General features: G+C 74.2%; 11 protein-coding genes. 6 read left to right on the forward strand and 5 right to left on the reverse strand.

Annotated features, from left to right (window positions below; translation table 11 throughout):
- Positions 1-22 precede the first annotated feature (22 nt).
- Positions 23-1,045 (reverse strand): methylmalonyl Co-A mutase-associated GTPase MeaB, encoded by a 1,023-nt coding sequence (gene meaB, locus ACI79S_RS05475; protein WP_456592426.1) that lies wholly within the window; start codon positions 1,043-1,045, stop codon positions 23-25.
- A complete protein-coding gene (locus ACI79S_RS05480; protein WP_456592427.1) occupies positions 1,042-2,232 on the reverse strand; it encodes an acetyl-CoA C-acetyltransferase in 1,191 nt (396 codons plus the stop codon). Before ACI79S_RS05480 ends, meaB begins: the two co-directional genes overlap by 4 nt.
- Before the next feature lie 203 nt (positions 2,233-2,435).
- Here ACI79S_RS05480 and mce point away from each other — a divergent pair, with 203 nt between their 5' ends.
- The 4 genes from mce to ACI79S_RS05500 all read left to right on the forward strand — a co-directional run bounded on the left by mce (position 2,436) and on the right by ACI79S_RS05500 (position 7,108).
- On the forward strand, positions 2,436-2,894 hold the full coding sequence (mce, locus tag ACI79S_RS05485) for a methylmalonyl-CoA epimerase (protein WP_456592428.1): 459 nt from the start codon (positions 2,436-2,438) through the stop codon (positions 2,892-2,894).
- 99 nt (positions 2,895-2,993) lie between these two features.
- Complete coding sequence (gene ccrA, locus ACI79S_RS05490; RefSeq protein WP_456592429.1) at positions 2,994-4,325, forward strand: crotonyl-CoA carboxylase/reductase; 1,332 nt, start codon at positions 2,994-2,996, stop codon at positions 4,323-4,325.
- Positions 4,326-4,529: 204 nt separating this feature from the next.
- Positions 4,530-5,774, forward strand: coding sequence for a hypothetical protein (locus tag ACI79S_RS05495; RefSeq protein ID WP_456592430.1), 1,245 nt, complete (start codon positions 4,530-4,532; stop codon positions 5,772-5,774).
- A gap of 29 nt (positions 5,775-5,803) precedes the next feature.
- Positions 5,804-7,108, forward strand: a complete 1,305-nt coding sequence (locus tag ACI79S_RS05500) for a class F sortase (protein ID WP_456592431.1) — start codon at positions 5,804-5,806, stop codon at positions 7,106-7,108.
- Between the two features lie 66 nt (positions 7,109-7,174).
- On the opposite strand, the gene ACI79S_RS05505 is transcribed toward ACI79S_RS05500, so the two are convergent.
- The 3 genes from ACI79S_RS05505 to nucS all read right to left on the reverse strand — a co-directional run bounded on the left by ACI79S_RS05505 (position 7,175) and on the right by nucS (position 10,025).
- The gene (locus ACI79S_RS05505) at positions 7,175-7,480 is read right to left on the reverse strand and encodes a hypothetical protein (RefSeq protein WP_456592432.1); all 306 of its coding nucleotides are present in this window, start codon (positions 7,478-7,480) and stop codon (positions 7,175-7,177) included.
- 3 nt (positions 7,481-7,483) lie between these two features.
- Entirely contained in the window at positions 7,484-9,265 is a 1,782-nt protein-coding gene (locus ACI79S_RS05510; RefSeq protein WP_456592433.1) for a 3-hydroxyacyl-CoA dehydrogenase family protein, read from the reverse strand.
- A gap of 88 nt (positions 9,266-9,353) precedes the next feature.
- Positions 9,354-10,025, reverse strand: coding sequence for an endonuclease NucS (nucS, locus tag ACI79S_RS05515; RefSeq protein WP_456592434.1), 672 nt, complete (start codon positions 10,023-10,025; stop codon positions 9,354-9,356).
- Between the two features lie 110 nt (positions 10,026-10,135).
- Here nucS and ACI79S_RS05520 point away from each other — a divergent pair, with 110 nt between their 5' ends.
- On the forward strand, positions 10,136-11,353 hold the full coding sequence (locus ACI79S_RS05520; protein ID WP_456592435.1) for a sensor domain-containing phosphodiesterase: 1,218 nt from the start codon (positions 10,136-10,138) through the stop codon (positions 11,351-11,353).
- Between the two features lie 53 nt (positions 11,354-11,406).
- Complete coding sequence (locus ACI79S_RS05525; protein WP_456592436.1) at positions 11,407-12,282, forward strand: hypothetical protein; 876 nt, start codon at positions 11,407-11,409, stop codon at positions 12,280-12,282.
- Positions 12,283-12,343: the final 61 nt, after the last annotated feature.

The following is a 12,343-nucleotide window of genomic DNA, read 5'->3' on the forward strand; positions in this document are numbered from 1 at the left end:
AGCCGCCCGGGGACGCGGCGGGTCAGAGCTGGTCGAGCAGCTCGTCGGCGGCGCGGTAGGGGTCGGTCCCGCCGCCGACCACCGCGTCGGCCAGGGCACCGAGCGCGGCCGACCCGCGCACGTCGCCCATCCGCTCGCGCAGCGTGGCCAGCGCGATCGCCTCGATCTCGCGGGCGGCCCGCTCGCTGCGGCGGCGGTGCCCCTCGCCCGAGGACTCCAGCCACTGCCGGTGCTCCTCGATCCTCGCCAGGACCTCCTCGACACCGTTGTCGGTGTCGCGGGCGGCCACCGTGCGGCAGATCGGCGGGCGCCAGTGCCCGGCCTCGGAGTGCCGCCCGCCGAGCGAGAGCATGTAGCGCAGGTCGCGCACGGTCTGGTCGGCACCGTCCCGGTCGGCCTTGTTCACCACGAAGACGTCGGCGACCTCGAGGATCCCGGCCTTGGCGGCCTGGATGCCGTCGCCCATACCGGGGGCCACCAGCACCAGCGTCGTGTCGGCCAGCGAGGCGATCTCGAGCTCGGACTGCCCGACGCCGACGGTCTCGATCAGCACCACGTCGCACCCGGCGGCGTCCAGCACGCGCAGGGCCTGCGGCGTGGCCCAGGACAGCCCACCGAGGTGCCCGCGCGAGGCCATCGACCGGATGAAGACACCGCTGTCGCCGGCGTGGTCCTGCATGCGCACGCGGTCGCCGAGCAGGGCTCCGCCGGAGAAGGGCGACGACGGGTCGACGGCCAGCACCCCGACCCGTTTGCCGGCCTGCCGCAGCGCCCGCACGAGCGCGGTCGTCGACGTCGACTTGCCCACGCCCGGCGAGCCGGTCAGGCCGATGACCTGGGCGTGGCCGGTGTGCGGAGCGAGCGACGCCGCCACCTCGCGCAGCGCCGGGCTCGCGTCCTCGACCAGGGAGATCAGCCGGGCCACCGACCGGGCGTCGCCCTCACGGGCGCGCGCCACCAGCGTCGGGACGTCGGCGGCCCGGCGGCTCCGCCGCCCGCGAGGGGCGGCGGGAGCCGGCGGCTGGACCGCGGTCCCCTCCGTCACGCCTTGGCGGGCACGTGCAGGATCAGCGCGTCACCCTGGCCCCCGCCACCGCACAGCGCGGCGGCGCCGACGCCGCCACCGCGGCGCCGCAGCTCGAGCGCCAGGTCCAGCACGATGCGGGCGCCGCTCATGCCGACCGGGTGCCCGAGGGCGATCGCGCCGCCGTTCGGGTTCACCTTCTCCGGGTCGATGCCCAGCTCGCGGGTGGAGACGATGCCGACCGCCGCGAACGCCTCGTTCAGCTCGACCAGGTCGAGCGACGTCGGGTCGATGCCCTCGCGCTCGCAGGCCTTCTGGATCGCCCGCGACGGCTGGCTCTGCAGGGTGGCGTCCGGGCCGGCGACGACGCCGTGCGCACCGATCTCGGCGAGCACGGTGCAGCCCAGCTCGGCGGCCTTCTCGGCGCTCATGACCACGACCGCGCAGGCGCCGTCGGAGATCTGCGAGGCGGTACCGGCGGTGATCGTGCCGTCCTTGGCGAAGGCCGGCTTGAGCTTCGAGAGGCTCTCGGCGGTGGTGTCGGGGCGGATGCCCTCGTCCTCGCGGAACTCGATCGGGTCACCCTTGCGCTGCGGGATGAGGACCGGGGTGATCTCCTCGTCGAAGATCCCGTCCTTGGCGGCGCGCGCGGCCTTCTGGTGGCTGGCGGCGGCGAACTCGTCCTGCTCCTCGCGGGTCAGGTCGTAGCGGCTGTTGGCCTGCTCGGTGAGCGCGCCCATCGCCACCTGGTCGAAGGTGTCCGACAGCCCGTCGTGGGCCATCGAGTCGATGAGCTTCGTGTCGCCGTACTTCGTGCCGGTGCGCGAGTTGGCCAGCAGATGCGGCGCCTGGGTCATCGACTCCATGCCGCCGGCGACGACGACGTCGTACTCACCGGCGCGGATGAGCTGGTCGGCCAGCGCGATGGCGTTCATGCCGGACAGGCAGACCTTGTTGATGGTCAGCGAGGGCACCGACATCGGGATGCCGCCGGCCACCGCAGCCGGGCGGGCGGGGTTCTGGCCGGCGCCGGCCTGGATGACCTGGCCCATGATCACGTAGTCGACCTGGTCGCCGGAGATGCCGGCCCGCTCGAGCGCGGCCTTGATGGCGACGCCACCGAGGTCTGCCGCCGAGAAGTCCTTGAGCGAGCCGAGGAGCCGGCCCATCGGGGTACGGGCGCCGCTGACGATGACCGAGCGGGACATGCTGCCTCCAGTGGCGGGCCGCCGCCGGTGGCGACCACGTTGTCGGGACGCGCCGCGCCGGCGTTGCCGGCGCGGCGTCGGGCCTTCCGGGAAGGATAGGACGGGCATCCGACGGGCGGCAGGGCGGATTTCGTGGTCGCCGTCACGTCCGGGGAGTGAGGCCCACCACACCCACCTGTCGTCTCAGACGTCTTGACGGCAGGATGCCTCCCGTGAGCAACGACGCCGCGCGCCCCGGCCTCCCCGAGGGCCTGCTGACGACCATCGACCACGTGGGCATCGCCGTCCCCGACCTGGACGAGGCGATCGCCTTCTACGCCCGGGCGTTCGGGGTGCACTCGGTGCACGAGGAGACCAACGAGGAGCAGGGCGTCCGCGAGGCGATGCTCGCCGTCGGCACCGGCGAGACCCGCATCCAGCTGCTCGCGCCGCTGACGCCGGAGTCCACCATCGCGAAGTTCATCGGCCGCTCCGGCCCCGGCCTGCAGCAGCTGGCCTTCCGCGTCGACGACGTCGAGGCGGTGAGCGCGACGCTGCGCGAGCGTGGCCTGCGGCTCCTCTACGACACCCCCAAGCGCGGGACGTCGGACAGCCGGGTCAACTTCGTCCACCCGAAGGACGCCGGCGGCGTCCTGGTCGAGCTCGTCGAGCCGGCCCGCTGAACCTCAGCGATCCCGCCGGTTACCCACCGGTAACCTCACCCCACCCGCACCGCCCTCCGAGCCCGGCCGACCACGGCCACCGATGACCCGGGAGTACGCGTGAACGAGATCAGGGACGCCATCCTCGCCGACCAGCTGGACGCGCTGGGGGGCCTGGCCGTGCCGGAGTCCTACCGCGCCGTGCTGGTCCGCAAGGACGAGCAGCACATGTTCGAAGGCCAGGCCACGAGGGACAAGGACCCGCGCAAGTCCCTCCACGTCGAGGAGGTGCCGACCCCCGAGCTCGCCCCGGGCGAGGCGATCGTGGCCGTCATGGCCTCCTCGGTGAACTACAACACCGTCTGGACGTCGATCTTCGAGCCGGTGTCCACCTTCGGCTTCCTCGAGCGCTACGGCCGGGTCTCCGAGCTCACCAAGCGGCACGACCTGCCCTACCACGTCGTGGGCTCCGACCTCGCCGGCGTCGTGCTGCGCGTGGGCCCCGGGGTCAACAAGTGGAAGCCGGGTGACGAGGTCGTCGCGCACTGCCTCTCGGTGGAGCTCGAGGACCCGGCCGGCCACGACGACACGATGATGGACCCGCAGCAGCGGATCTGGGGCTTCGAGACCAACTTCGGCGGCCTGGCCGAGCTGGCGCTGGTCAAGAGCAACCAGCTCATGCCCAAGCCGGCCCACCTCACCTGGGAGGAGGCGGCCAGCCCCGGGCTGGTCAACTCCACCGCCTACCGCCAGCTGGTGAGCCGCAACGGCGCCAACATGAAGCAGGGCGACACCGTGCTCATCTGGGGCGCCTCGGGCGGGCTGGGCTCCTACGCCACCCAGATGGCCCTCAACGGCGGCGCCATCCCGGTGTGCGTCGTGAGCAGCCCGGAGAAGGCCGAGATCGTGCGCAAGATGGGCGCCGAGCTGATCATCGACCGCTCCGCCGAGGGCTACAAGTTCTGGAAGGACGAGCACACCCAGGACCCCAAGGAGTGGCAGCGCCTGGGCAAGAAGATCCGTGAACTGACCGGGGGCGAGGACGTGGACATCGTCTTCGAGCACCCCGGCCGGGAGACCTTCGGCGCGAGCGTCTACGTCGCCAAGAAGGGCGGCACGATCGTCACCTGCGCCTCGACCACCGGCTACATGCACCAGTACGACAACCGCTACCTGTGGATGAACCTGAAGAACATCCTCAGCTCGCACTTCGCCAACTACAAGGAGGCGTGGGAGGCCAACCGGCTGATCGACAAGGGCCTCATCCACCCGACCCTGTCGAAGGTGTACCCGATGGAGGAGGTCGGCCAGGCCGCCCTCGACGTCCACCGCAACGCCCACCAGGGCAAGGTCGGCGTCCTGACCCTCTCCCCCGAGGAGGGGCTCGGCGTCAAGGACGCCGAGAAGCGCGAGAAGCACATCGACGCGATCAACCGCTTCCGCGGCGTGTAAGGACCACCCTCCTCCCCGCGCCTCGCATGCTCGGCGCGGGCCCCTGGAAGGTGGCCGTTCCAGCGCGTCACCGGGGGCCGGGCCGCACGTGCGGCCCGGCCCCTCGCGCACGCGCCCGGCGTGTCACCCGGGACATCCGGGACACCTGGGGCGCACCCTGCCGGGGACGGTGACGAGCCCCTGCCCTTCTGCGAGGATGAACCCATGAGCGACCCCCGCCGTGACATGCCGGTGCACGAGGCCCAGCACTCGTTCGATGTCGTCCTCCGGGGGTACGACCGCAACCAGGTCGCCGACACGATCGAACGGCTGGAGGCGGACTTCCGCATCGCGCTGGCCGACCGCGACGCCGCGGTCGAGCGCTCCGCCGACCTGGCCAGCCAGCTGTCGGCGCTCCACGGCGAGATCGAGTCGCTGCGGCGCAAGGCCGCGACCGCCGCCGCCCCCACGTTCGAGAACATCAGCGAGCGCATCCAGCACATGCTGCAGCTGGCGGAGGAGGAGGCGGGCGAGATCCGGCGGGCCGCCGAGCTCGACGCCCAGGCCGTCCGCGAGCAGACCGATGCCGAGGAGCGCGCGCTGCAGGAGCGGCACGCGGCCGGGCAGGCCGAGGTCGAGCGGATGATCGCCGAGGCACGGCAGGCCGCCGAGCAGATCATGCAGAAGGCGCAGCTGCGCGCCGACGAGCTGGTCGCCAAGGCGCAGGAGCGGGTGGCCCGCCTCGACGCCGAGTCGCAGGCCCGCCGGGCCAAGGTCGAGGAGGACTTCGACATCGCGCAGCGCGCCCGCCGGGCCGAGGCGGCGCAGGCGGAGGAGGAGCGCGAGCGCGTCTCCACCCAGGCCGCCCGCCAGCGGATCGCCGCCGCCGAGCAGCACGCCGCCCAGCTCGTCGCCGACGCCGAGGCGCGCGCCGAGGCCATCCGCGAGGTCCGCGACGAGCTCACCAGCCGGCTGGTGCAGGCCCGGCGGCTGCTGGACAGCCTGCCCGACCTCGGCGACCGCGCGCAGCAGGCCCGCGACGACGCCGACACCGAACGGCGCGCGCAGCATGCCGCACCGACGGGCGAGGCCGGTCAGCGGCAGCCCGCGGCCCAGCAGACCGCGCCCCGGCAGACCGCGCCCCAGCAGCAGGCGGCTCCGGCGGAGCGGCCGGAGCGCGCGGAGGCGCCGGCACCTGCCGGCCAGGCACCCGCACCGGTCGCCGGTCCCCAGACCGGGCAGCAGCCCGCCGTCCAGGCCCCCCGGGCCGAGGGCGAGTCCGCCGCGGCCCGCCAGCCGACCCGCTCCGACCCGGTGACGGCCACGTTCCCGGCGGTCCAGCGCGCGGAGCCGACCACCCGGGCGCTGCCCCTGCCGCCGCGGCCGAACGCCACCGGGTCGACCCCGGCCGCGCAGGCCGCCCCGACGACGCAGTCGATCGACGAGCCGGTGGGCCAGGGGCGCTCCTGATCCCCCGGTACCTCCCGGCGACAGCCCGCGTGACCCCGGACCCCCGCGTCCGGCCGGCACGCGGGCTGTCGGCGCTCCTGGCCCTGCTGCTCGTCGCGCTGCCGGCCGTGCTGGGCACCCCGGGCCGCGCCGCCGCCGACGAGCCGCGCGCCGGACTGCTGCGGGTCGCCCACCTCTCCCCCGACACCCCGGCGGTCGACGTCTCGCTGACCCGGGCCGCACCTCCCGGTGAGGTCCTCGTCGACGCGGGGCCCGTCGTCGCGGAGGGCCTGGGGTACGGCGAGGTGGACGGCTACGCCGAGCTGGCCGCCGGCGCGTACGCGGTCAGCGTCCGGCCCGCCGGTGCGCCGGCCGCCACCGCGCCGGTGCTCACGACCCGCGTCGACCTTCCCCCTGGGCAGGCGCGGACCGTGGCGGTCACCGGCACCTTCGCCGGACTGGCCCTGCAGCCGTTCGACGACGACCTGAGCGCCCCGCCGGCCGGCGCCGCCCGGGTCCGGGTGCTCGCCGCCGCGCCCACGGCCACCCCGCTCGGCGTCGTGCTGGCCGGCGGCCCGGCGCTCGCGACCGACCTGGGCTTCCCGGGCGCCGGGCCCCCCGTCGTCGTGCCGGGTGGCCGGCACCGCGCCCTCGTGCCGGCCACCGGCGACGAAGCCGAGCTGGACCTGCCCGCCGGCTCGGTCCGCACGGTGCTCGCCCTGGAGCGCTCCGGGGGCGGCGTGGAGCTGCGAGTGGTCGCGGACGCCACCGGCCCCGCCATGCGGCCCGTGGGCGGGGTGGAGGCCGGTGGCGGTCCGGCCGGCCCGGTCGCCGGCTGGCTCCCCCGCACCGTCTCCGTCCTGGCCGGTGCACCGTGGGGCACCACCGCACGGTCGGCGGCGCCCACCGCCGTCGCCGACCCGGTGCGGCTGCGCATCACCGCGGCCGGGATCGACGCTCCGCTGGTCGGGGCCGGTCTGGACGGCACCGGCGCGCTCGTCCCTCCGGCGGACCCGTCCGTGGCCGGCTGGTTCACCGGCGGCCCGCGCCCGGGCGCGGTCGGCCCGGCGGTGCTCACCGGGCACGTGGACTGGGCCGGCCGCCCCGGGGCGCTGGCCGGTCTGAGCGAGGTGGCTCCCGGGAACGAGGTGCTGGTGGACCGGGGCGACGGGACGACGGCCCGCTTCCGGGTCACCGCCGTCGACCGGTACGCCAAGGCGGCGTTCCCGGGGCCGACGGTCTACGCGCCGACCTCCGGGGCCCAGCTGCGGATCATCACCTGCGGCGGGCCGTTCGACCGGGGGGCGGGCAGCTACCGGGACAACGTGGTGGTGTCGGCGGAGCTCATGACCTGATGGAACGGCCCCGCTGCAGGGGCCCGCGCCGAGCTCGCGAGGCGTGGAGGGCAGCGGGGTCCTTCTTCACCGCCGCCGGGCGCGCGACCGCCAGCACGCCGTGTGCCAGTGCCGGCGCCGGTCGGCCGCCGACTCGACGTCCCACGGCTCGAGGTCGGAGTCCCGCAGGTAGGCCGGCCAGGTGACCACGTGCGGCGTCCCCGGGCGGATCTCCTGGTCGCAGCCGGGGCAGCGGTAGGTCTTGCCGGTCGAGCTGCCGGTGACCGGCCGGACCACCCAGTCGCCGTCACCGGACTCCTCGACGGCGTCGACGGACCGGGCCGGCTCCCGACGCGCAGGTCGGGAGCCGGCCCGGGGACGGCGACGGGGCACGCGTCAGCGGCCGGCGTAGTCCCGGAAACCGCGACCGGTCTTGCGGCCGAGGTAGCCGGCGGTGACCAGGTGCTCGAGCAGCGGCGCCGGGGCGAAGCCGGGCTCCCGGAACTCGGTGTAGAGCTCCTTCTCGATCGCCAGCGAGACGTCGAGGCCCACGACGTCGAGCAGTTCGAACGGCCCCATCGGGTAGCCGCAGCCGACCTTCATCGCGGCGTCGATGTCGTCGGCGGTGGCGTAGTGCGCCTCGAGCATCTTCACCGCGTCGTTCAGGTACGGGAAGAGCAGGGCGTTGACGATGAAGCCGGCCCGGTCGGTGCAGGAGACCGCGTGCTTCTTCAGCTGCGCCGACACCGCGTGGATGGTCGCGGCGACGTCCGGCGCGGTCGAGATCGTCGAGACCACCTCGACCAGCTTCATGACCTGGGCCGGGTTGAAGAAGTGCATGCCCACGACGTCGGCCGGACGACCGCTCGCCTTGGCGCACTCGATGACCGGAAGGCTCGAGGTGGTGGTGGCCAGCACCGCGCCGGGCTTGGCGATCTCGCCGAGGTTGGCGAACAGCGCCTCCTTGACCGGCAGCGACTCGACGACGGCCTCGATGACCAGGTCACGGTCGGCGAGGTCGTCCAGCGAGGTCGTGCCGGTGACCCGGGCGAGGATCTCGTCGCGGGCGGCCTCCTCGAGCCGGCCGCGGACGACCTGCTTGTCGAGCGACTTGGCCAGCGCCTTCTGCACGGCCTCGACCTTCTCGGCCGACCGCGCGACGAAGACGACGTCGTACCCGCCCTTGGCGACGACCTCGATGATGCCGGTGGCCATCGTCCCGGAGCCCACGACACCCACCGTCCGCACCGGGCGGGCACCCTCCGCGGCGCCACCCGGCGTCGGGGTCTGCGCGTCGGCGACGACCTCGGCCGAGCCGGGCTCGGCGTAGGTGTAGAAGCCCCGGCCGGACTTCCGGCCCAGCAGCCCGGCGGTCATCATCTGCTTGATGACCGGGCTGGGCGCGTGCAGCCGGTTCCGCGACTGCTTGTACATCGTGTCGAGGATCTCGTAGGCGGTGTCGATGCCGATGAGGTCCATGAGCGCCAGCGGCCCCATGGGCAGGCCGCAGCCCAGGCGCATGCCCGCGTCGATGTCCTCGCGCGAGGCGTAGCGGTTCTCGTACATCGAGACCGCGTGGTTGAGGTAGCCGAACAGCAGCGCGTTGGCGATGAACCCGGCCTTGTCGCCGATGGTCACGTCGACCTTGCCCAGGCGGTCGGCGAGCGCCTCGACGGTCTCGACCACCTCGGGCTCGGTGACCACGGTGCGGACCACCTCGACCAGCTTCATGACCGGGGCCGGGTTGAAGAAGTGCATCCCGATGACCTTGCTCGGCCGGCCGGTGACCACCGAGAGCTCGGTGACCGACAGGCTGGACGTGTTGGTCGCCAGGATCGTGTCCGGCGGGCAGATCTTGTCCAGCTCGGCGAAGAGCTCGGCCTTGAGCTCCATCCGCTCGGGCACCGCCTCGATGACCAGCTCCGCGTTCGCGAGGTCCTCCAGCGAGGTGGTGAACCGGATCCGCTCGAAGATGGCGTCGCGCTCGGCGGGGTCCAGCTTGCCGCGGGCCACGGCCCGGTCCGTGGACTGCTCCAGGTGACCGCGGCCGCGTGCCAGCGCCTCGTCACCGACCTCCACGGCGGTGACCGACAGCCCCGCCCGCGCGAGCACCTCGGTGATGCCGGCACCCATGGTGCCCAGCCCCACGACGCCGACCTCGTTCAGTTCCCTGGCCACGTTGCCATCTCCCATCGCCGGTGATCGCGGGGAAGTCTCTCACTCCCCGGATTCCGGCCGTGCGGGGGCTACCGTCCGGTAGCCCGGATCAGAAGAGGCGCTGGGACGGGTCGTCGGTGCCCTTGAGGACGGCGTAGTCCACCGTGACGCACTCGATGCCGCGGTCCTGCGCCAGCACGCGCGCCTGCGGCTTGATCTCCTGCGCCGCGAACACGCCCTTCACCGGCGCGAGCAGCGGATCACGGTTCAGCAGTTCGAGGTACCGGGTCAGCTGCTCGACGCCGTCGATCTCGCCGCGGCGCTTGATCTCCACCGCGACCACCCCACCGGCGGCGTCCCGGCAGAGCAGGTCCACCGGGCCGATCGCCGTCGGGTACTCGCGCCGCACCAGCGACCACCCCTGGCCGAACGTCTCCACGTGCAGGGCCAGCAGTCGCTGCAGCTCCGCCTCCACGCCGTCCTTCTGCAGCCCGGGGTCGACGCCGAGGTCCTCGGCGTGGTCGTGCAGGACCTCCTCGATGCTGATGACCAGCTGCTCGCCGGCCTTGTTCGTCACCGTCCAGGTGCCCGCGCCGTCGGTGAGCGCCTCGTCCAGCCGGCACGGCGGGCTCATCCAGTTCAGCGGCTTGTAGGCGCGGTCGTCGGCGTGCACCGACACCGAGCCGTCCGCCTTGACCAGCAGCAGGCGGGTCGCCATGGGCAGGTGGGCGGTGAGCCGACCGATGTAGTCGACGGAGCAGCGGGCGATGACCAGGCGCACGGGCGTCGACGCTACCGCCCCTCGACCGGTCGCCGCGCCGGCGCCCAGTTCCGGAAAGAATCCGGGACGTAAGCGTGGTGACCTCCGCCACCGGGACCCAGAATGGGTGGGTGGGCGCAGCGGGAGCGATCGGTACCCGGGACGGAGAGCGCCTCGATGGCGACTGGGTGCACTGGCTCCTCGACGCCGCCCGCACCCGGTTGGGCATGGACGTCGCCTGGGTCTCGCTCTTCACCGAGGGCAGCCAGCTGATCACCTCCGCCACGGGTGACCTGGAGGCCATGAACGTCCAGGAGGGGATGACGGCTCCGCTGGAGGGCTCGTACTGCGTGCGGGTGCTCAGCGGCCAGCTCCCTCCCCTGGTCACCGGCGCGGCGCGCGATCCCCGGACGCGCGATCTGCCGGTCACCGGCGACCTGCACATCGGCTCCTACGTCGGCGCCCCGGTGCGGGGGCGCGACTCCCGGCCCATCGGGATGCTCTGCTGCGTGAGCCGCGACCCGGGCGCGCAGCTGGACGGCGAGTCGGTGCGCACGGTCGAGCTGCTGGCCGACCTGATCAGCGACCACTTCCGGCACGCCGGCGCAGCGGCCGACCTCGATCTCGCCGCGCGCCGTGCCCGGGTGCGCGCCTTCCTGGCGCGGGGCGCCGTCGAGATCCACCTCCAGCCGGTGGTCGACATGGTGACCGGCGCGATCGCCGGGCACGAGGCCCTCGCCCGCTTCCCCGGGTGGGGCGGGGACGGACCGGCGGCGTTGTTCGACGAGGCCGCCGCGGTGGGGGTCGGCGTCGAGCTGGAGGAGGTGGCGGTGAGCGCCGCGCTGACCGAGGCCGGTCAGCTGCCCGGCGGGCTGACCCTCGCGGTGAACCTCTCGCCGGACGCCCTGCTGTGCCCGACCGTGGTCGACCTGCTGCTGGGCCACGCCGGCTGCCCGCTGGCCGTGGAGATCACCGAGCACAGCCCGCTCGACGACTACGAGGCGGTCGTCTCGGTCACGACGCGGCTGCGCCGCACGGGTGTCGCCATCAGCGTGGACGACGCCGGCGCCGGCTACTCGAGCCTCCGGCACATCCTGCGGCTGAACCCCGACGTCATCAAGCTCGACATCGGGCTGGTCATGGGGCTGCACACCGACCCCGCGCGCCAGGCCATGACCTCGGCCATGGTGACGTTCGCCCGGGAGACGGGGGCGCGGCTGGTGGCCGAGGGCGTCGAGCACGCCGCCGAGCGCGACGTCCTCGTCGCCCGCGGCGTCCGCTACGGGCAGGGGTACCTGTTCGGCCGGCCGCGGCCGGCGCGGGACGTGCTCGACCGGTTGCCGGCCTGACCGGGGACGGACCTGCGGGGAACCTCCCGAGCACCCCGACCCGTCCTCCCGGTATGAGCACCCGTCCCCTGGCTGTCACCACCCTGCTGGTCCTGGCCCTGCTGCTCGGCGCCTGCGCCGACTCGGCCGGCGGCGGCGCCTCCGCCGAGGACCCGTCGCCCGCGGAGGAGGACGCGACCGTCGTGCTCCAGGTGGAGGAGGTCGGTGGCTTCACCACGCCGGCCCTGCTCGCCGGCCGGGTGCCGTCCGTGACCCTGTACGCCGACGGCCGGCTGATCACCGACGGACCGGTCATCGCCATCTGGCCGGCGCCGGCGCTGCCCAACCTGCAGCTGTACCGGCTCGGTGACGGCGGGGTGCGCGACCTCGTCGAGCGGGCGGTGGCCGCCGGGGTGACCGAGACCGGCGACCTCGGCGAGCCGCCGGTCGCCGACATGACCAGCACGCGCTTCACCCTCCGCACCGAGGGGGAGACGGTCACCCGCGAGGTCTACGCCCTGGGCGTGGGGTCGGATCCGCGCGGCGAGTTCGACACGGGGCTCACCGAGGAGCAGGCGGCTGCCCGGGCCCGGCTGTCCGAACTGGCCGATGCGCTCCGCGACCCGGTCGCGACCCTGGGCGCGGACCGGGTGAGCGGCCCCGAGCCGTACCAGCCCGAGGCCGTCGCCGCCCTGGCGACCCCGCACACCGAGGTGGAGCCCGCCCAGCCGGAGCAGCCGTGGCCCGGCCCGGAGCTCCCGGGCGACCCGGTCGGCCCCGGGGTCACCTGCGTGACGGCCACCGGTGAGGAGGCGCGCGCGGTGCTCGATGCCGCGGCGGAGGCGAACGCGGCCACCCCCTGGGTCACCCCCGACGGTGCGCGGTGGTCGCTGGTGCTGCGGCCGCTGCTGCCGCACGAGACCGGCTGCGCGGACCTGGGCCAGGCATGACGACGGGCCCGGACCTCCGGAGAGGTCCGGGCCCGGCTCCGTGCACGCCCGTGCGAGTGAC

The sequence above is a fragment of the Blastococcus sp. SYSU DS1024 genome (assembly GCF_054050795.1).